Origin of the sequence: Calothrix sp. NIES-3974 (genome assembly GCF_002368395.1) — a bacterium.
Taxonomy (GTDB): Bacteria; Cyanobacteriota; Cyanobacteriia; order Cyanobacteriales; family Nostocaceae; genus NIES-3974.
This window is the reverse complement of record NZ_AP018254.1, coordinates 5811934-5832462: the sequence shown is the minus strand read 5'-3', so window position 1 is coordinate 5832462 and position 20529 is coordinate 5811934. Positions and strand designations below refer to the sequence as shown.

Annotated in this window: 15 protein-coding genes; 12 read left to right on the top strand and 3 right to left on the bottom strand. The window is 43.1% G+C overall.

Annotated elements, in window-relative coordinates:
* Positions 1-14 precede the first annotated feature (14 nt).
* The gene (locus CDC37_RS23220) at positions 15-1115 is read right to left on the bottom strand and encodes a glycosyltransferase family 4 protein (protein WP_096625552.1); all 1101 of its coding nucleotides are present in this window, start codon (positions 1113-1115) and stop codon (positions 15-17) included.
* Between the two features lie 653 nt (positions 1116-1768).
* Between CDC37_RS23220 and CDC37_RS23215 the strand changes: the two genes are divergently transcribed.
* From CDC37_RS23215 to CDC37_RS24625, 7 genes are all read left to right on the top strand, one after another.
* Positions 1769-2050, top strand: coding sequence for a 4a-hydroxytetrahydrobiopterin dehydratase (locus CDC37_RS23215; protein WP_096625550.1), 282 nt, complete (start codon positions 1769-1771; stop codon positions 2048-2050).
* A gap of 493 nt (positions 2051-2543) precedes the next feature.
* The gene (locus CDC37_RS23210) at positions 2544-4382 is read left to right on the top strand and encodes an iron uptake porin (RefSeq protein WP_096625548.1); all 1839 of its coding nucleotides are present in this window, start codon (positions 2544-2546) and stop codon (positions 4380-4382) included.
* A gap of 521 nt (positions 4383-4903) precedes the next feature.
* Positions 4904-5341 (top strand): RrF2 family transcriptional regulator, encoded by a 438-nt coding sequence (locus CDC37_RS23205; RefSeq protein ID WP_096625546.1) that lies wholly within the window; start codon positions 4904-4906, stop codon positions 5339-5341.
* A gap of 292 nt (positions 5342-5633) precedes the next feature.
* A complete protein-coding gene (gene cysK, locus CDC37_RS23200) occupies positions 5634-6569 on the top strand; it encodes a cysteine synthase A (protein WP_096625544.1) in 936 nt (311 codons plus the stop codon).
* Between the two features lie 481 nt (positions 6570-7050).
* Positions 7051-7761, top strand: coding sequence for a J domain-containing protein (locus CDC37_RS23195; RefSeq protein WP_096625542.1), 711 nt, complete (start codon positions 7051-7053; stop codon positions 7759-7761).
* A 69-nt stretch (positions 7762-7830) separates the two neighbouring features.
* On the top strand, positions 7831-8553 hold the full coding sequence (locus CDC37_RS23190) for a Ycf66 family protein (RefSeq protein WP_096625541.1): 723 nt from the start codon (positions 7831-7833) through the stop codon (positions 8551-8553).
* A 152-nt stretch (positions 8554-8705) separates the two neighbouring features.
* On the top strand, positions 8706-8873 hold the full coding sequence (locus CDC37_RS24625; RefSeq protein ID WP_157780829.1) for a hypothetical protein: 168 nt from the start codon (positions 8706-8708) through the stop codon (positions 8871-8873).
* 216 nt (positions 8874-9089) lie between these two features.
* On the opposite strand, the gene CDC37_RS23185 is transcribed toward CDC37_RS24625, so the two are convergent.
* Positions 9090-10910: a hypothetical protein gene (locus tag CDC37_RS23185; RefSeq protein ID WP_157780828.1), complete on the bottom strand. Its 1821-nt coding sequence runs from the start codon at positions 10908-10910 to the stop codon at positions 9090-9092.
* Between the two features lie 1195 nt (positions 10911-12105).
* On the opposite strand from CDC37_RS23185, the gene CDC37_RS23180 reads away from it, so the two are divergent.
* From CDC37_RS23180 to CDC37_RS23170, 3 genes are all read left to right on the top strand, one after another.
* Positions 12106-12966, top strand: a complete 861-nt coding sequence (locus tag CDC37_RS23180; protein ID WP_096625537.1) for a Tic22 family protein — start codon at positions 12106-12108, stop codon at positions 12964-12966.
* Between the two features lie 187 nt (positions 12967-13153).
* Positions 13154-14071, top strand: a complete 918-nt coding sequence (gene prmC, locus CDC37_RS23175) for a peptide chain release factor N(5)-glutamine methyltransferase (RefSeq protein WP_096625535.1) — start codon at positions 13154-13156, stop codon at positions 14069-14071.
* 456 nt (positions 14072-14527) lie between these two features.
* Positions 14528-15430: a cell division protein FtsX gene (locus tag CDC37_RS23170; RefSeq protein ID WP_096626583.1), complete on the top strand. Its 903-nt coding sequence runs from the start codon at positions 14528-14530 to the stop codon at positions 15428-15430.
* Positions 15431-15955: 525 nt separating this feature from the next.
* Here CDC37_RS23170 and CDC37_RS23165 read toward each other — a convergent pair.
* Positions 15956-16711: an SIMPL domain-containing protein gene (locus tag CDC37_RS23165; protein ID WP_096625533.1), complete on the bottom strand. Its 756-nt coding sequence runs from the start codon at positions 16709-16711 to the stop codon at positions 15956-15958.
* Positions 16712-17360: 649 nt separating this feature from the next.
* Here CDC37_RS23165 and CDC37_RS23160 point away from each other — a divergent pair.
* Positions 17361-18764, top strand: coding sequence for a cation:proton antiporter (locus CDC37_RS23160; RefSeq protein WP_096625531.1), 1404 nt, complete (start codon positions 17361-17363; stop codon positions 18762-18764).
* Between the two features lie 178 nt (positions 18765-18942).
* The gene (gene efp, locus CDC37_RS23155; protein ID WP_096625529.1) at positions 18943-19500 is read left to right on the top strand and encodes an elongation factor P; all 558 of its coding nucleotides are present in this window, start codon (positions 18943-18945) and stop codon (positions 19498-19500) included.
* Positions 19501-20529 lie beyond the last annotated feature (1029 nt).

Sequence of the window (20529 nt, the reverse complement as noted above, 5' to 3'; positions counted from 1 at the left end):
ACGGGTCGTCTCTACTAAATCACCCCTAATTTCCCAGATAAATCCCTTGTACCTGCCAATAATTCCGCATATATTTGCATGGTTTCCGTATTGACCCGTTGTACCTGTAAGCGTTCTAAGTTTTGCTGGGCTTTTCTTCGCCAATCTTGTAATTTCTCCGGACTAGTAAGTAAATCTGTTAATGCTTCTGCTAAGACTTGGGGATTCTTCGGTTCAATCAAAATTCCCGCTTCTCCATAATCCAGAGCTTCGGGAATACCATCCACATTCGTAGCAATAATTGCACACCCCGCTTCCCTTGCTTCCGGGATAACTAGGGGAGAAGGGTCTTTGTGGGAGGCTAACACGAAAATATCCGCCGCTAACATATACTTTTGCGGTTCGGATTGAAAACCCTCAAAGTGGATATGGTTGTTGATATATCCCCCCTTTTGACGCGCTTGCTGGATAAATTTTTCCCGGTCTGGACCATTACCCACAATATATAAATGTACGTCTGGAAATACCTGATTAACTAAAGCAAATGCCTCTATTAACCCACTAATTCCTTTACGAGTATACAATCCAGCAACTGTGACAATTGCCGGGTGATGAAGACAAGCAGGTGTATATTCTTTTACACTTTTACGTCGATGGCTGTCTAATGTACCATTAGATACAACTCGCAACTTACTTTTGGGAACACCTCGCCTTGCCATCGAGTCTGCGACGGCTTGGCTAACGGCAATCACCCGATCTGCTAATCCCATAAGAATTGCACTACGTTGAAATTCATTATGGACAGTGGAAACAATTGTATAGTCAGCAGATACTTTGAGGGTGCGAGCTAGAACTATTCCTGTCATCATGTGAGCATGAACGATATCTGGCTGAAAACTAGCGATAATTTGCTGATATCCTTGAACTGCACGCAATAAATTTAATGGCGATCGCTTCTGGTTAAGATGAAAATGTTTTACACCCTTGCGCATCAGCAACCCTTCATATTCTCCCCCAGCCGATGCAATCGCCACATCATGACCACTCTGTGACTGCAAACATGCTAAATCAACTGCAACATTAACGATCCCATTACCAATTTCTTGAACATGATTCAGGATATGTAATATTCGCATTTTACTGTATAAAATAAACCTAATATTTATTCTGTTGTAACAAACTTTATCAGGGAAAATCAGGAGGTAATTGTGTTTTTGCTATGAAGATTCAGTCTTTATTGATACTTTTATGAATTTCAACTTAACAAATCAAAAAAATGCGTTCATGGATGATAAAGACAACAGAGTTATCATCCCATTTCACGAAAATTTGACTACTATTTTTCTCCCCGGCCTCTCTAAATGTATCAACTCTCACCAAAAATGATAGGTATTTCAAGATAATTAATTACACAATGTCCAAATTGAATGTTGTGGAGCGACATGTAGACAGGCTTTGTGGGGCTGATTGTAGAGAGACAATTGCAACAGTTGGGATTGCTGCGCTTCCCTCACAATGACTGTAATTTATTTCGTTTTTTGTGTGGTTACTGACTGGGCATAGCAGCTAGAGCGAGAAAATTAACCAAGGGAAGTTCTGGTGGTATCATGGGTAGCACCTGAACATTATTATTAATAGTAGAAATAGTCAAATTTAATCCATTTATGGAGAAAACTGCTTGTCTATGCTCACACTTTCAAGGCTACATTAAAAATACAGGCGGCAGCGAATAGGCGGTTTGTACATAAGTCCTGGATTATTGACTTTTTGATGTATAGAGGTGACAACTATGGCAGAATTACTGAGTGAAAATGAAATTCGCGATCGCGCAGCTAGCTTGACGGATTGGCAGGTCAAAGGTTCCCAACTGCAACTAGATAAAAAATTTGCCGATTTTCTCGAAGCGATCGCATTTGTAAATAAACTAGTTGAACCAGCAGAAGCCGCAGGACATCACCCAGATATATCAATTTCCTATAACAAAGTCAGTATTGTTTTGACGACCCACGATGCGGGTGGATTAACCCAGAAAGACTTTGATTTGGCAAAAATCATCTCCGCAATTCAGTAGTTTTCCGGATGCTCTTTGACTATGGTTCAGGAAGGATGAAACAGAGGTCGCACAAAGAAGCAAAAAAAACTGCAAATGCCGATGTACTCTCCAGGGCTGATAATGCTATATTCAAAATTCAATGATTGGTCTCAAAATTTGAAAACAGTGGAACCCTATCCAACAGATAGGTGTCTATGTAGTTAAGGGTTCACCCCAGATAGCGAATAGCAGGTTGTGGTGTGACACTTGAGATAGCGAACAAAATAATTTTGTGTTCTCTTTCAAAAAAGTGTTTGATAGTGTTAAGTTATGAAGCAATTCATTTGCATAATTTAACCACCTCAACCAAATGGGTTGATTATAATTTAGTTATTTTAGTGTTGCTAAAACTAAAACTGTAGTAAAACAGAATCAAGACCTAAATTCACCAGCTAACGGTAACGATGGTTAATATAGCTTTCGTTATAGCAACAAAAGAAGTCTACACAAGGTGTGAGGAGAATAGAAAAAGATGTCAAATATCTTGTGGAAATCCCTAATAGTTAGTCCCGCAGTACTCAGCGCGACCATTTTGGTTTCTACTTCAGCGATCGCAGCTCCCAGCGCAGCTCAACCAGAAACTTCTGGTGTTGAATTCTCGCAACCAGAATCAACCGAAGTAAAGGAAGCTAGCGCACCCCAACCATCGCAAATAATAGCTCAAGCCCAACCCCAAACTGAAGTCAACGTACTTGACCAAGTTAATCGGTACGCATCCGAAGGTCGAAACGGTAACTCCCAAGGTCAGGTGACATCGGTATCTCAGTTTTCCGATGTTCAGCCCACCGACTGGGCATTCCAAGCACTACAATCCCTTGTAGAGCGGTATGGTTGTATTGCTGGTTATCCCAATGGAACCTATCGCGGAAATCGCGCTCTCACCCGTTATGAATTCGCGGCTGGTTTGAATGCTTGTTTAGACCGGGTAAACGAGTTAATTGCTACAGCCACCGCAGACCTGGTGACTAAGGAAGATTTAGCCACCTTACAACGCCTCCAGGAAGAATTTTCCGCAGAATTGGCCACCCTACGCGGTCGGGTAGATGCTCTCGAAGCACGGACTGCGGAGTTGGAAGCCAACCAGTTCTCCACTACAACCAAGTTAGTCGGTGAAGCGATTTTTGCTGTCACTGATAACTTCGGTGGTGGGAAGGTTGCTCGTGTTAACCCTGCCACAGGTCTACTAGTGCGCGATGCCCAGGGTAACGTCATCAAAGATGATGTCAAAAACAACACCGTTCTCCAAAATCGGGTACGTTTAAACCTCCAAACCAGCTTCACTGGAAAAGATGTATTGCAAACTCGTTTAGCAGCAGGTAACGCTACAACCCTAAACGGGGCATTAAATAGCTTTGAAGGAACCCAAACCTTTAATATCGGAGATACCGGTAACAACAACGTCACCCTCGATTGGTTAGCTTATTACATGCCATTTGGTGAGCGGGTGCAAGCCTACATCGCTGCTGCTGGTGGGATCCACAGTGACTACGCTGCCACCAACAACCCCTTCTTTGAAGACTTCGACGGTGGTAACGGTGCCCTATCAGCCTTTGCCTCAGAAAGTCCCATCTACCGAATTGGTGGCGGTGCAGGTGGCGCATTGACCTTCAACCTTGGTAAAGGTGGCGGTATTCTCCGTCCTAGCTCCGTCACCGTTGGTTTCTTAGGTTCAGAAGCAAGCAACCCCGGTACAGCAACTGAACGGGGAACAGGTCTATTCAACGGCGATTATGCTGCTCTGGGTCAATTAAACTTTAATCTTGGCGATCGCATCGGTTTAGCTGCCACCTACGTACACGGTTATCATGGTGCAGGTAGTGCCATTTTTGACGGTGGTCGTCTAATTGGCAATGGTGTGGGTGTAGTGGGAACATCCCAAGCCAACCTGATCCGAGGCGTTAACAGCCAAGGTATTCCCCAAGCTGCATCCAGTAATTCCTACGGTTTATCTGCTGCCTTCCGTCCCAGCGACAGACTATCCATCAGTGGTTTCGTTTCCTACCATGATGTGACTGGTTATGGTCGAAATGATGACTTTGAAGCATGGAGCTACGGTGCGGGAGTCGCATTACCCGACTTTGGTAAGAAAGGTAACGTACTGGGTATCTTTGCTGGTGCGCAACCCTATGCCCTATCCCAAGGTGGTAGAGGACAGCGTAGCGTTCCCTACCACGTTGAAGGGTTCTACAAGTATCGCGTGAACGACAACATCTCCATTACTCCCGGTGTGATTTGGTTAACTGCACCTGGTCAAAGTAACGAAAACGATGATGCTGTGATTGGTACTTTGCGGACAACTTTCACCTTCTAAGTTGTGAACATGTCAATTAAAATATAGATTAAGTCGGAAAAACCCCACATTCAGTGGGGTTTTTTGATTTTTTGATGCAAATAAGCAAACCCCGGTGGAGAACCGGAGTATACTATATAGTGTTATATCGTTTTGGGAGTTAAAACCAACTGGAATTACTTATATTGAGAAAACTTATAAATAGCCATCATGTAAGAAGTAAACTTAGCTGTTAATTCTTTGCTTTGTCCAGACAGCATAGCCTGCATTTTGAGCAAGGGAGTGATCAACCTTATGTAACAGGTTGATTTTCCTACTACTCCCTGTACAGACGACCCGACGGGTCGTCCCTACTCCGTACTCACTTAAAGTTTTAGGAGTTTGTGAGAAATTTCAGGATAGGAGAATCTCAATGCAAAAGACAACAGTAGAAAAAAGAACTTTTTTCGAGTTTGACATCAATGCAAATGAAAATACTCCGAAGTCCTGTATCCTACTCACTACTCCCTGCTCCCTACTCACTACTAAAAATTTTCTCGCTTGTGGAACTATCGTGTAAATCAGAATACGCAATTTTAGCCCTTTTGGAGCTAGCAACCCACTATGAAAGTGGGGAACCTTTACAAATTCGTCAAATAGCAGTCCAAAAAAATATACCTGACCGTTATTTGGAGCAATTACTAGCAACCTTACGTAGAGGTGGTTTAGTCAAAAGTGTACGTGGATCTAAGGGGGGTTATTTATTAGCACAGGAACCTTGGAAAATTAACCTATTTGATGTGTTAGTCTGCTTGGAAGGGATAGATGTACATAAATGCGAGGATCAGGTAAAATCCCCCTCTGCTGATCAAGCCATTCTGGAAGAGATTTGGACTGAAGTCAGGGAAAATGCAAATCTTGTTTTAAAAAAATATACCCTTGCGGATATTTGCGAAAAAAGAAACTCACGTCAACAGTTAGATATTATGTACTATATTTGATGCAAAAAATAGCAGCGACGATATTGTCATAATTGTCCCCATTAGTTGTCAGTGTGTGATATTAAAAACCGTTTTCAACCCTCAAAGTGTCAGCGTTTACATAATCTATCCGTAAATGTGCTACACACGACTTCCCGTAGATGCACTTAGTGCGTCTTTTCACACAGAAGAGATAGATCACTATGTATAAGTCAAATCAAAATTTTCTGGTCAATTTTAATTGATAGACAATCCAAAATCCATAGACGCGCGTAGCGCGGATCGACCGAAGAGTAATCCAAAATCCAAAATCATGCACATTGCCCGTAATATTACAGAAGTAATTGGTCGTACACCCCTGGTACAACTAAACCGGATTCCCCAAGCAGAGGGATGTGAGGCTCAAATTGTCGTTAAACTCGAAAGTATGAATCCTGCGGCTTCGGTAAAAGACCGCATCGGGATGAATATGATTAATGAAGCAGAAGCGGAAGGGTTAATTTCTCCGGGGAAAACTGTCCTCGTGGAGCCAACATCGGGGAATACGGGAATCGCCTTGGCAATGGTGGCGGCTGCCAAAGGGTATAAATTAATTCTCACCATGCCGGAGACAATGAGCAGCGAACGACGGGCTATGTTAAGGGCCTATGGGGCAGAATTAGAGCTAACTCCCGGAATTGAGGGGATGAGCGGTGCAATTCGTCGTGCCCAGGAGATTGTAGAGACGACTCCCCACGCATATATGTTGCAACAATTTCGTAACCCAGGAAATCCGCAAATTCACAGAAAAACGACAGCAGAAGAAATTTGGGCAGATACCGATGGTAAAGTTGATATATTGATTGCCGGGGTCGGGACAGGGGGGACAATTACCGGGGTAGCAGAAGTAATTAAAAGTCGCAAACCGGAATTTCAAGCGATCGCCGTTGAACCAGCTAATAGTCCGGTACTGTCGGGGGGAAGACCAGGACCCCACAAAATCCAAGGGATTGGCGCTGGATTTGTACCCCAAGTTTTGAATCGGCAAATCATCGACGAAGTAGTTACCGTTAGTGATGATGACGCGATCGCCTATGGTCGCAGGTTAGCACGGGAAGAGGGACTACTGTCGGGAATTTCCAGTGGTGCGGCCTTATTTGCCGCCATTCAAATTGGGAAACGTCCGGAAAATCAGGGAAAATTAATCGTGATGATTCAACCAAGTTTTGGCGAAAGGTACTTAAGTACACCCTTGTTTCAAGACTTGTAAACCATATTTCTCACCCATCCCTGAACTTTGTAGGGATTAGGGAGTGGGGAATAGGGAGTAGTGGGGAAATTAACCCGTTACTCAAGAGTGATGGGGATACAAGTGGGAAACACAGGTATTTTCCCCTTCCCTTTCGGAAACTTCCCAAATTGCTTAAATGTATTGACCTCAAAGTCAAACCATATTATGTGGTCTATTGTATAGGTTTTGATAGTTAGGTCAGGTAAGCTTATAGATAGGGAGTGAGAAAAATTGCAGCTATACTTTCCAAGTTCACAAACTGAGGTTTTTGTTTCGATGGTTCATGTTTCAAGACCAGCTGTCACCCGTCAACCGTCAACAAAACAAGAGAGAAATATATCAGCGTGCAAAGTATAGGAAGTTCCTTCCCCAAGGGTTAAGCGAATAGCCAATCCCCATACCTTATAATTTTATGGGTCAGATCGAAGCCTGCTGTTTATTTCCACCTACTTAGTTGTTAATGTCTGAAGCAAATCATTACAAAACTTTACGAATTGAGCCGAATGCTAGTCAGGAGGAAATAAAGCAAGCCTATCGTCGGTTAGTCAAGTTATTTCATCCCGACATTAATCCCGATGATGCCAATAGCGAACAAATCATTGAGATTAACGCAGCCTATGAAGTTTTAGGAGATGTTCATCGGCGGCGGAGATATGATAACATACTGCGTTTGCAGCAAAACAATGGAAATTTGGCAGCTGAAGCAGAGTATTATCAGCAGTGTGCCACAGAAACTCGCCAAAAACAGCATGTCACCCGGAAATCGGGGAAAGACGAGGACGCATTAATTGAAGAGTGGATGCGTTTGGTTTATCAACCAGTCAATCGGGTAATTACCAAAATACTGAAATCCTTAAAGTCTCAAATTGAAAAACTGGAAGCAGACCCCTATGATGATGATTTATTAGAAGCCTTTCAGGATTACTTGGATTTGTGTCGTGACCATTTAACCAGCGCTCAAAAAAGTTTTCGTTCCCGACCCAATCCTGCTAGCATGGCCAGGGTAGCAGCCCATTTATATTACTGCTTAAATCAAATTAGTGACGGTTTAGATGAATTAGGTTATTTCCCCACCAGCTACGATGAAAACTATTTACACAATGGTAGCGAAATGTTTCGGATTGCTCGACAATTACACCGAGAAGCCAAAGAATCGGTGAAAAATCGTTAAGAAGGAACAGGTGGCGTTAATTCTCCATGTACTGTTAATTTGCAAGTTGAAATAAAGGAGAAACCAGAAATGCTAGCATACTTCCTGGCTTTAGCAGTTGGTATTGGTAGTCTTGCGATCTATTTAATTGCCTTCCTCTTTCCGAAAATCCACCGCAAAAATGACTTGATTTGGAGTGGAGTCGGTTTATTTTATGCCTTGGTTTTATGGATTTTTGCCCGTAAAATTACAGGTGGCTTATTACTGGGACATATTGCCAGTGTAGCTCTATTAATTTGGTTTGGTTGGCAAACAATGACTTTACGCCAACAAGTTCCAGCGACAACTCAACCAGCAACCAATGGGGAAACACTCCCTAGTCAATCCAATCTGTTGCAAAACCTCAGCCAATTGACAGGGGGATTCACGAGCATATTGACAAACCTAAAATCTCGCGGACAGAAAACCCCCAAACCACAGGATACAAAAAAGGCAGAAACCACACCTGCGAGTGTAGCAGTGGAGCGTTTGCGAACAGTGCAAGAGGAATCAACCCCGACTGAATCGACGACGGAAACAGCTACAGAAGTAACTGCAAATACTCCAGAGACAAAAGTTGAAGATGAGCAGCAGACGAATATAGAATCAAGTACCGTCACCGAAGAATCTTCCCCAACTACAGGGAATCCAGCAGAAACGGAAGCCATTAATGGTGTCACCACAGAAGAAAATAGCCAAGCGATCGCTAATACAGGTAATACAGATAATACAGATAATCCCACCAATCCCCCCACTACAACTTCAGAATCGTAATTACCCGGATTAGGTACAAATCCCTAACACTTTCTTCTTTGTTGGGAGTAGGGAATAGGGAGTAGGGAAGAACCACTGTTATCTCTAAGCTCGACTTTATCCATTTTATTGAAGAGGAAATGGTAGCAAGATCAGAAATAAGATAGTTTGGTATGTTTCTGATGAACTTGCTACGGGAAGAATTTCTTGTTTTCATGCTACCGTTTGCGGCTGCATTTTCCAAGCCAGTTTGGGAATCTGCGATCGCATTAGTTGTAGGAAGCCATACTAACCCCTGGCAAACGCACCGTCAGCGCGATTTAACGAGTGCTGGGCTGTAGTACCAAGCAGCCTTGGCAACTGCAACAGTCAGCTTGGTACTGTAAATCCTGCCCTACCTTTTCGGATGCGCTTGCGCTTGTACGTTCTCGCCTGTGGGCATTTCGACTTTTTCTGATATCGGATTCAGACCCCACCTCTGTTAAAGTCCCTAGCAAGAAGATCGTCGAGACTTGCTTAGAGCTGCTTTGCTATGCTGCCTAATGGATAAAGTCGAGCTAAGGATTTGATTGATTTTTAATTTCAGCTAACTCCCGTAATTTCTGAATTCCCCTTGATTGATTGGAATTTTCATTTCTGTCATCATCGGCATTATCTTTTTGAGGAGTCAACCGTTCACGCCAACTTTGGATTCTGGTGGGTTTTGGGGACTCTCCACTCGGTTGATTTATTTGATTAATTGAGCGGGGTGTCGTCTCTAATAAGGGATTGCGAGGAGGTTGTTGGGTGGGAATGGTGACGGGTCGGGGTGTACGTAATCTAACCGGTTCTGAAAAGGATGGTTCTGCTTCTAATTGGGGTTTTGTGGTTGTGGGGGTAATTGGTTGCACAGGAGCAACTTCAACGGCATTAGGATTATTGGTGTTAGAACGTATTACCTCCGAACTTCCCACGGGTTTTCGCTCAGTAGCAGAATCAGGATTGGGACTGGGATTATTGGTGTTAGGACGGATGACTTCCAAACTTCTAACGGGTTTTTGCTCAGTTTGATTACCGTTGTTAGTGTTATTATTACCGTTATTAACCGTTAAGGGTTTGGTGGGAATAGTCACCTCATCTGCGTTGGCTGCTGGTTTCTCGGCTGTATTACCAGGGGCAATATTTGCCGTCAGATAAATTGGTTTTCCAGTGTTGGCGGGAGGGTTTTTCCGCAGGTAATCGGCAAGGAATTGGCGTATAGCATTGCTTTGCTCAAAGGAAAGCTGTTTACCATCGCTGGTAAAAACCTTAAAATCATCAATGGTTCCATCCGCCTTCACCACCAAACCCACATCCACAACATCCTTTAATCCATCTCGATCCAGGGTTAAATTCAGGGGTTGTTTGGTTTGCAGTTGACCGTGATTTTTCTGGGCTTGTTGGTAATGCTGCGCCATTAATAAAGCCTTGGAAACTCTGGTATTCCCACCGTTACCATCGGAACTATCACCTGTATTAACCGTTGTAGAATGTTGGTGCTGATTCTGATTATTCTCTAGGACTGTGGCAATTTTTTGAGTCAAGCTATTATCAGGTAAAGGTGTCACCCCAGGTATTTGTTGATTTGCTATGGAAAACTCACCTCCTGCTTGTAGAGGTTCACCGGTGGGTGTGACAAATTCCCTAGCGTCATTATTCACAACTACCGGATTTCTGTTCCCATTTTGCGGAGCCATTCCTTCGGGGACACCTTCCGGTAGGGGAGAAGAGAGGGGAGGGTCAGCAACGCGAGGACTTCCGGGATTAAATTCACCAGGAATATTGGCAACACTTACAGGTCTACCAGCAGATATTTGACTTCCCACCACATCGCCAATGCGGGGATTACCAGCCATAGCTGGGTAATTTCGTCTGGGTAAGGGATTAGCCCTAAAACCCGTATCGATATTGAAGCCACCCGTTGCTACCCGTTGTCCACGGGGAAAGGTCGGTACATTCACACTTGTTGCATTTGGTAGGGGTGGTAAGGGTTGGGAATTACCTGGAAAGGCTGGTAGGGGTGGTAAAGGGGATGCTGCTGTCGCATTTGCTGCGGCTAAATCTGGCATTGGTGGGAGTTGGGAAGCCACCCCCGCTTGGGGTTGCATGGGTGTAGCCTTAGCTTGTTGGGGATTGGCGATCGCTGTTTGGGGTAAACGAGCTTGTTCTTGGGGGGTAAGGGTGGTTATTCCCACCGCTTTGGGGGTGGTGTCTTGTTTCTCGGATTTAGACGTATTCACAGGTACTAACGGCAAAATTAACGCGATCGCACCATGAATCCCCAATGATGCTAAAACCGCAATTCCCGCTGGTTGTCCCATTATTTCTGGTATGCTTCTCAGCACAGAGATGTTTGACATAGGTTTCTCTCGTTCACTCAACTCAATCTGGTGTTAATCAGCTTTTACTTGGATAATTTGTATAGATAGATAAGAATTTATCGAATTTTGTTTATCGTTTAGAATTAAATTTTGACGCTCATCCCTAAATCAATACTTCTGTCCCAACGCTCTACAACCGGATTTTTATCCGTATTTTCCACAGTTTTTCTGGTGATTTTTACTTGGTTATCCTCGGAATACATAATCTTCAGATGAGTTTCTGTCTGGACTTTTGCTAAAGCCTATACCATTTTCCTTCTGAGATGGTTTTGGTCTTTAGGCGATTATACGAACGTGTAGCTCATCCATTTATCCCCATATTTTCCCAGCTGGTATCAGTGTATCGAGAAATCGCTTGTGAACTGCACCTGTATCAAAAACTGTAACCTCATATTTCCATAATTTGATTTTCTCCTGGGAAAATGGATTTGCCTTTGACATCCAAAATAACCCACCTACCATCCTCAAACAGCTAAATTTGAGCAAAATTGAGAAGCAATGGCAAGTCAAATGTCATCAAAGCAACAATAAAACACCCTAATTGATGAATTGTGGATCTAAATTGGTGTGGAGGAGTTATGCCAATTTGAAAAAGAGTGCAACAGATGAATCCTGTAGAGACGTAGCATTGCTACATCTCATATTGAGTATGTGTTGCAAACATTTTTGGAATCGGTATTAAAAACGGGTTTAAGTTGATTGAATCTGTATTCTACATCAAAATCACCACCTCGATGATTTTTGTTGCTGATGGTAACGAAATGTAAAGCAAACAAGACAACCCGTAGTCCCAGATTTCCCCAGAGTATGTTACTAGCCTTGCTTTTCCTTCAACACTCGAATACTATTCCCCACTCCCTGCAAGTTTGAGGAGTTGGAGAGAAATCAGGGACGCATAATCATTTTTCTGCCCACCGACTTAGGCATTAGCGAGGGAAAGAAATACAATGGGATTTATCCTTGTGAGTCGCGATGTATGTTGGGTAATTCTGAGAATTTTTGTTTTCCAGAAACATGGCAGAGAAATATGTGGTCGAATACAATACACAAGCAAAGCTAAAAACGAGAATTACCCATTGTTGAGAATGAGCGATCGCTGATTATTCAAATGTAGTTGCATGTAGATCCGCTCGTGATTTGACTGGAATTTATTTTGTTGATGCGAGGAGATGTTATGAAATCATTTGTCCGTTGGGGTACAAAGTTAGGTTTGGTTGGTAGTGTGGTTTTAGCGACTGTGATGACTGGGTTAGCTCCGGTAATAGCTTTAACACAACAACAAATAAAAGAAAAGCTCGATGATGTCCCGGTTTGGTTGATTACCAATCCCCAAGGTTTACCATTAAGTCGTCAGATTCCTGCGGGTCAAAATGGTCAAAAACCAGCTACGGTAACGGGTGTGTACATGAGTCGTCAAGAAGCACAGGCTTTTATTAGCAATTTGCAGAAAACAGCCAGTCAAGATCCAAAAATGGCAGAGATGGTTAAGTCACTGCGACCCACTGCGGTTCCTTTAGGAAGTATCTATCAGCAGTTAGAAGAAACCAAGAATAAAGCGGATCGATTGGTGTTTGCTTTTAAACCCGTTGATGCGGAGATTAAAGCTGCAACAGATTTATTGCGTGCAAGTGGTCAAGAGGTTCAGCAGTTTAAAAGTATTCCTTTGTTTATGGTCAGATTTGCACCAGATAAAGGATATGTACCGATTAAGCTCGGTCAACAAGGGAAAGAGTATATCCCGATGTTTTTGAGTAAAAAAGATGCAGACCAATTGTTAAGTCAGGTAAAACCCAAGTTTCCCCAAGCTGATATTCAAGTGGTAGATGTGGACGGGGTTTTGCAAACTATGAAGGAAAAAAATGATGCTTGGTTAAATCAAGTTGTGTTCTTTCCCTCCCAGGAAGCTAGGGAATATTTATTGAAGTTGTCCCAACAGCAAGGTGGTGGTCAAGCTCCCGCTCCGCGGACGAATAATCGGCAAAGTGGTGGTCAAACTCCCGCTCCGCGGACGAATAATGCTGCTCCGAAGAAGTAGTTTTCAACTCACGGGAAGACAGGGTTTAACTAATTACTAATTCGTAATTCGTAATACCCGCTACGCGGGAAGCAAGCTACGTAATTTGTAATACTCAATATGAGTTCAGAGGTACTAAAAGCCCACACTGTACCGTCAGGTCAGTGTGGATAGTTTACTAGTTGATTGAGGTAACGCCGTTTTTTTTATGGATCAGCAACAGCCTATTTTTGTATCTGGACAGGAGTTGGGGGAATGGCGGAATGCAGCTATTCTGGATGCTCGTGCTTATGATGTTCCTGTGACAGAGGTGGATTGGTTGTTGCTGTCTGTTTCTGATTTGGATAGTTTACAACTGCGACTGGAGTTATTTAAGACGCGATCGCAAGTTCAATTGTCTATTCCTCTAGAGGCTTTGACTGCTGGTTGGAAACGAAGATTACAGGAGCGTTTACCCATCCAGTATGTTGTTGGTAAAACCCCTTGGCGTAGGTTTAATTTATATGTATCACCAGCTGTTTTGATTCCCCGTCCAGAAACTGAATGTTTGATTGATTTGGTGGAGCGGGTTGTCCGTAAATACCCGGAGTTAGGGACGGGTAATTGGGTTGATATGGGAACAGGTAGCGGTGCGATCGCTCTGGGAATTGCCGATCTTCTCCCCCAAGCACAAGTTTTTGCTGTGGATTATAGCAATTCAGCTTTGGCAATCGCCCATAAAAATGCTTTCCAGTACGGTTTCGCTGCTAAAATTAAATTTATCCAGGGTTCATGGTGGCAACCTCTTCCATTCCTTCAAGGACAAGTCTCTGGGATGGTTGCTAATCCTCCCTATATTCCTACCCAACTCGTTCCGGATTTACAACCGGAAGTTGTCCAACATGAACCCCATTTGGCTTTAGATGGAGGAAATGACGGATTAGATGATATCCGACAGTTACTGAGGGAAGCTCCGCAATATTTAATACCTGGCGGTGTGTGGATGATTGAAATGATGGCAGGACAAGCTGAAACCGTTGCCAATTTGTTAGCTGAAAATGGTAATTACCGGGATATTCAGATACATCAAGACTTGGCAGGAATTGAAAGATTTGCGATCGCTTTTAGGAAGGGTAGTGGGGAGTAGGGAGTGGCTGACTGAAAGCCTTGAATTGTCTAGGTTAGGGAGCCACTACGTTGCGCGGGTTCCCCACCTTGAAGTAAGTGGTGTGAGAACGAATACCAATGTGAAAAAAGAAGGCGACAAATGAATTTTGACCAGACGTAGCAATGCTAAGTCTCATATTGAGTATGTGTTGCAAAATTTGTTGAATCGGTACAAGGTGAATTCGACAGATTTACAGATTTAAGGAATCCTCTCCAAAACTCTCTTTCTGAGGAACAGAGGTTTTAAAAGAATTGATTCTTGATTTGAAACTAGGGATTTTTTGGCACCCTCCAAATTCGGAGAGGGGTTGGGGTGAGGTTCACCAAATTCACGTCAGCTTCCAAACCCTTTTCCTATATACGTATTTTCTCCCTGATATTTACGTATATTTTATGCTAAGATGACGTGCCTAGAAGGCTTTGTCAGAGGGTGATGGTGTTGAAAATTTTGACTAAACTCGACTATTTACTCAAGGAAACTTTGTTGGGTTTGCGTCGCGGTGGATGGATGAATTGGGCTGCGGTATGTACGGTGACGGTGTTGTTATTTTTGTTTGGTTTGAGTTTACAAACTTCATGGCAGCTAGAACAATTACTGAATCAGTTTGGTAGTCAATTGGAAATTTCTGTATACCTTGATGCCAATGCTAATGCTGATATCTTGGAAACATCAGTAGCGAAAATGGCGGAGGTGAGCAAGGTAGAAAAAATCAGCAAGGAAGTTGCTTGGAAATCCCTAGCAAAGGAGTTGGGGATTGGGGATTTGCAAGCAGCAACCCAACAGTTAGGGAATAACCCATTAGTGGATGAATTGCGGGTAAAAGCTCGTAGTTCAGAGAGTGTTCCCAGTTTGGCAATGCAACTTGCGAAACTCAAGGGTGTGGAAACGGTGCAATATGTAGATGAAGCCGTAAAGCGCATTGGACAGTTACACAAGGGTCTAAACTGGTTCACAATTTGGGTGACAGCAATTTTAACAATCACCGCAGTTGCAGTCACAAGTATTACCATTCGTTTGATTGTATTAGCACGCAGACAGGAAATAGAAGTGATGCAGCTAGTCGGAGCAACCTTTGGCTGGATTTATTTCCCATTTATTATACAGGGTGTAACCTTTGGGATTGTTGGCGGTGCGATCGCTTGGGGTTTTATTTCTACTAGCCAACAATTTCTCAACCGCTTATTGAGCAATCAACCTGAATTTATCAAGTTTCTGGCTAATGGTTTGCAACTCAGTTTGACTCAAAATATCCTATTACCTTTAATTTTACTGGGATTTGGTGCCACAGTCGGTTTAATTGGTAGTCTATTCGCCGTCAATAAATTTGTCAGAAGTTAGTATTCGACCACACAGGTTATGAAGAGGTTAATCAACAGGTTCGTATTTGTAGCTCTAGACCAGAAAAGCTTTACTATAAAGTTGCTATGAGCGCTACTACGAACCTTTCTTTACCCATTAAAATTAATGCTATTTTAGTTTTCAAGAAGCAAAAGGGTGATACCATTTCACATAAAATATTAAATATTGATACATTATCGCCCTTACTCCCCCAGCATCCCCTAAATGTATCAACTCCAAAGTAAAATGGTACGAGGGGAAAATTGCTGACAGAAATATTTCTATCTCCCTACTCCCTTATCTAGTGACTATGCTCTGCGTGGTCACTCAGTCAGCGCACTGCCTTCATTCACGAGGTCGGAACCTCGTAGGTTCCGCACCCACGCGGAGCATGGGTGCGAGGGAAAAGCCTGAAAATCTTGTCCAGGATTATTCGTGGGAAATAAAAGTTTTTAAAAACCTCTTAAGTAGGTGAGAGGAAGAATAATATTCCTATCTCCCTACTCCCATCAATGACTACTCCCTTTAATAACTAATTTGCAGGGTGACGGAAGCTTCCACCCGTTGCTGTCCTCCTTCCACGGGAGTTGTTGCTGCATCTGCCATCTGCGCATTAACTTTGGCAAACTCGCGGTAAATTGGTTGGGGTGGGGTAGCGTTGTTAATTTGGATACTGACTATTTCTTTGGGTTGGATATTCAGGGCAGAAAATACCGCATTGGACTGTTGACGTGCGTCTTGAGTTGCCTTTTGGAGTGCGACTTTTTGGGCTTGGGAAATTGCTTCATCGCTGGCGACAAAACTAATCCCCTGAATTCGTGTTGCACCAACTTTGACCACCTCATCTAGTAACGAACCCGCTTTATCCGTAGCAATACGGAAACTAAGACTATTTGTAGCACTATAACCTGTAATTTTTTGAACGTTGTTTGTGTAACTATAAACTGGACTGAGGCTAATCCCGGCGGTTTGTAATTTTTCCACGTTGCGGGATTTCAATAGTGATACAACTGCCGATGAGCGTTTAGCAGCTTCCTGTTGCACTTCTTGAACATTTTTTCCCTGGATTTCCACACCTACATTTACCTGAGCTAAGGTTGCGGGGATTTCCTCAACTCCCCGTCCACTTACGGTTAATGTCCTGATGTGGGTTTGTTTTTCACTCGCGATGCTAGCTGGAGTACAACTGACCAGCAGCATTAAGGTTAAGGGTATCGCTGACCACCTACGCCAATTAGGTGCGGATATATGGGAAGATTGATTTTTGGTGGCAACTAACATGATTTGACTCCTCATCAATAATAATTAGTATCTGGAATAATTAGCCGTTATATTACTAGACACACAAGAACAGACGAAAGGAATTTTTCCCTACTCACTTTCAAGTCAGCCTGGAAATATCCCAAAATTTAAACATCAAATTTTGGCAATTCTACTAGTGGTATGAATAATCCACGGCCACGGGAGTATTTGCACGGATTTGTGGAATCTGCGTGTCCTGCAACGAGCGATCGCCTCATCCACATTTCTGACAATCTGTTTCGAGGGAATAGATAGCAATAGTCAATCTAGCTACTCAGTATTTACCAGTAACTCCAGAGCCATGCAGCATGGTTATACAAGACCAGAGCCTACATTTCCAGTGGCACTGGCAAATATCCTGATTTCCAATTCCTGTTTTTAGTTTCACATGCCGTTGACGGAAATTGCCTATGGTTACATTTTTGGTAACTCAAAATTTTCTGGCTTTTTTTCTATTTGGATAAAACTCCTTTCTGGAGATAGGGGAAATTTTCCCACCCGGTGCATAAGCTATTACTAATCCTATTGATAAGGGATTACCAATTTAATTCAGGGGAAAACTGAGAACAGTGGTCAGTAAATCTTGGTACAGTTAAATAATCTATTAAATTTTCGTAAAACAGACATAATGCATTTTGATTTGACTGTCTTTTCGTTACCTGTATTACCCATATTGGCAACAGCTAGTGAAAGTGCGGAACACGTTGATGGTTCACTTGTACTAGCTGCGGTCTTGCTGAGTTTAACTGTGATTTATTTAGCTAGTAAGGTCGGTGGTGAGTTATCTAACCGCATCGGTCTTCCGGCTGTATTAGGAGAGCTGGTTGGTGGTGTAGTGGTGGGGGTGTCGGTTCTGCATCTTCTCATCTTTCCGGCTGAGGGTGTAGACGCTTCTGGCTCTTTGATTATTCGTTTTTTGGAATTAACCGATGGTCTAAGTCCTGCTGCTGCGAATGGAGTTTTCCAAGCAGAGTCGGAGGTAGTGTCCACCCTTGCGGAATTGGGTGTAATTATTTTGCTGTTTGAAATTGGCTTGGAGTCCAATCTCAAAGAGTTAATGGCAGTGGGTCTGCAAGCTTCTATTGTCGCCTGTGTTGGGGTGGCTGTTCCCTTCGCTGCGGGAACCTTTGGTTTGATGACGATTTTTGGGGTTCCGGCAATTCCAGCGATTTTTGCGGGTGCAGCTTTGACTGCAACTAGTATCGGGATTACCTCAAAGGTGCTATCCGAGTTGGGGTGTTTGAACTCCAAAGAAGGACAAATCATCCTGGGTGCGGCGGTAATTGATGATATTTTGGGGATTATCGTCCTTGCGGTGGTAGCAAGTTTAGCCAAAGATGGTGTAGTTGACGTGAATAATGTGATTTATTTAATCTTCAGCGCCACCGGATTTTTAATAGGCGCGATCGCTCTAGGTAATGTGTTTAACAAGTCCTTTGTGGTAATCGTCGATCAGCTAAAAACCCGTGGTGAACTGGTATTACCCGCGTTTGTATTCGCCTTTGTCATGGCTTACGTTGCTGCTGCTGTCCATTTGGAGGCGATTTTAGGTTCCTTCGCAGCAGGTCTAGTTTTGGAAGAAACGGAAAAACGCAAGGAACTGCAAAAACTGGTAGTACCAATTGCCGATATGCTCGTACCCATATTTTTTGTCACAGTGGGTGCGCGTACCGATTTAAGCGTTCTCAACCCAGCCATTCCCAGTAATCGGGAAGGCTTAATCATGGCTGTATTTTTAGTTGCAGTCGCGATTATTGGTAAAATTGTCACTGGTTGGTCTGTATTTGGTCAAGGACAAATCAATCGGTTAGCGATTGGTGTAGGGATGATTCCTCGTGGTGAGGTGGGTCTAGTATTTTTGGGAATCGGCTCTAGCAGTGGTGTTCTCAGCAAGCCTTTAGAAGCGGCAATTATCATGATGGTGATAATTACAACTTTTTTGGCTCCACCAATGTTGAGATTTGTCTTTCCCCAATCCTGTCCGACTGAAACCGATGGGAATCCAGCTTTAGCGGAAGTTTCTTCCGATTAGATTGCTGAATTAGGGAGCAAAGAAGATCAAGCATTAATTAGGGAAGTGTGGTCTGGTTAATGGGGAGAATTTACCTCAATCCACGAATCATGCTTCCCTTTTCTCATTACCTGTTCCCTATTTTCCCCTAGAGGAGTACAATAAATGCCGATTGTCCTCCAAAATATTTGCAAGTTTCATGATCTCCAGTAACGACTTTCGACCTGGTGTTTCGATTGTACTAGACGGGTCTGTGTGGCGAGTGGTTGAATTTCTCCACGTTAAACCAGGAAAAGGTGCGGCATTTGTGCGTACTAAACTAAAAAACGTGCAGACAGGGAATACAGTAGAACGAACATTCCGAGCGGGTGAAACAGTTCCCCAAGCCACCCTAGAAAAAAGCACGATGCAACATACCTATAAAGAAGGCGATGAATACGTCTTTATGGATATGGAAACCTATGAAGAGGGTCGCTTAAGTGCTGCCCAAATTGGCGATCGCGTAAAATATCTCAAAGAAGGTATGGAAGTGAACGTTGTGCGTTGGGGAGATCAAGTTCTTGAAGTTGAACTTCCTAATTCGGTGGTCTTGGAAATTGTCGAAACCGACCCTGGAGTCAAGGGTGATACGGCTACAGGTGGTAGCAAACCCGCGAAACTAGAAACTGGTGCAACGGTTATGGTTCCCCTGTTTATTGCCCAGGGTGAGCGGATTCGCATTGATACCCGTGATGATAAATACTTAGGTCGTGAATAGTTACTTTTAGAACTATTCATCGCCTTTAGTTTATCTTAAAATTGTGTGCCGAGTCAAAATCCGGTGTTGCGGTTATTATGCAATAGATATATCCCGATTGACTATAATTCATCGGGAATCTAACCGCTCTGTCTTACCACTTGATTGAGATCAACTGTACAGCCAGTTATCAGTCACCGGTTTGTTGTGGAAATGGGTGTTTGGCAAGATTTTATTTGGGCTGGCGACTAATCCGCCAATAGTAAGCCAATAGTAAAAGGTGAAAAACCAAAGTCTGGAGAATAAGTGGTAGTGCAAAATTAACTTGACATTCCGAAACGCTGAAGTCACAAGCGAAATGCTTCTCTCAAAAGCAGCCGTTACACACGCATCTATGTTTTATCCTACGGGAGTAAACTACGCTGCGGACGATATATAAACCTCGTCCATAATCAAAACTGGAGTTTTCGTCATTGCACTTCTTCCCATAGCGGATCGACTGTAGGGTTGTAAGAAAGCAATCTTAATAATCATGATTGAAAACAACGGTTCTCAACATGGACATGGTTTATTTAATTTTGCATCAGCACTTAATACTGTTGGGGAAATTAACATAGTAGTTTGATGATAGTGGTTTGTAGGCGTAGCCTTCTCGTCAAGACTGCTGTTGTCATCAACTTTTACAGTCAGGCTAAATGTCAAAAATATGACAATAAATCCCACGGGCTATCTGGCGATGAAATTCCCGTTCCTCCAAAGTTTGCTTGCGGAAATCAACTCATGTGTTTTCCTTCTCTGAGATTAAAGTTTACCAAGCGAATCTTTAAAAATTCATAAATAATCTGTTATCTCTTGGCGTTAGCACAGACCTAGGTTTAGGTTTTAACTAAGTCTCCCCAAATTCAACCCCAACTCCCAAACCACACCGGGGAATAGCTAGAAATCAATCAGTGTTGAACGTTAACCGTTAACCGTCAACGTCAACAACCAACTTGTTTTCATTGGCAATTCCCAATTCATCTACTACAAGTATCTCCCATCGGTAATGCC

Coding starts and splice junctions, on each gene's coding strand:
- CDC37_RS23220 (WP_096625552.1), bottom strand. CDS start 1,115: ATGCGAATATTACATATCCTGAATCATGTTCAAGAAATTGGTAATGGG.
- CDC37_RS23215 (WP_096625550.1), top strand. CDS start 1,769: ATGGCAGAATTACTGAGTGAAAATGAAATTCGCGATCGCGCAGCTAGC.
- CDC37_RS23210 (WP_096625548.1), top strand. CDS start 2,544: ATGTCAAATATCTTGTGGAAATCCCTAATAGTTAGTCCCGCAGTACTC.
- cysK (WP_096625544.1), top strand. CDS start 5,634: ATGCACATTGCCCGTAATATTACAGAAGTAATTGGTCGTACACCCCTG.
- CDC37_RS23195 (WP_096625542.1), top strand. CDS start 7,051: ATGTCTGAAGCAAATCATTACAAAACTTTACGAATTGAGCCGAATGCT.
- CDC37_RS23190 (WP_096625541.1), top strand. CDS start 7,831: ATGCTAGCATACTTCCTGGCTTTAGCAGTTGGTATTGGTAGTCTTGCG.
- CDC37_RS24625 (WP_157780829.1), top strand. CDS start 8,706: ATGTTTCTGATGAACTTGCTACGGGAAGAATTTCTTGTTTTCATGCTA.
- CDC37_RS23185 (WP_157780828.1), bottom strand. CDS start 10,910: ATGTCAAACATCTCTGTGCTGAGAAGCATACCAGAAATAATGGGACAA.
- CDC37_RS23180 (WP_096625537.1), top strand. CDS start 12,106: ATGAAATCATTTGTCCGTTGGGGTACAAAGTTAGGTTTGGTTGGTAGT.
- prmC (WP_096625535.1), top strand. CDS start 13,154: ATGGATCAGCAACAGCCTATTTTTGTATCTGGACAGGAGTTGGGGGAA.
- CDC37_RS23165 (WP_096625533.1), bottom strand. CDS start 16,711: ATGTTAGTTGCCACCAAAAATCAATCTTCCCATATATCCGCACCTAAT.
- CDC37_RS23160 (WP_096625531.1), top strand. CDS start 17,361: ATGCATTTTGATTTGACTGTCTTTTCGTTACCTGTATTACCCATATTG.
- efp (WP_096625529.1), top strand. CDS start 18,943: ATGATCTCCAGTAACGACTTTCGACCTGGTGTTTCGATTGTACTAGAC.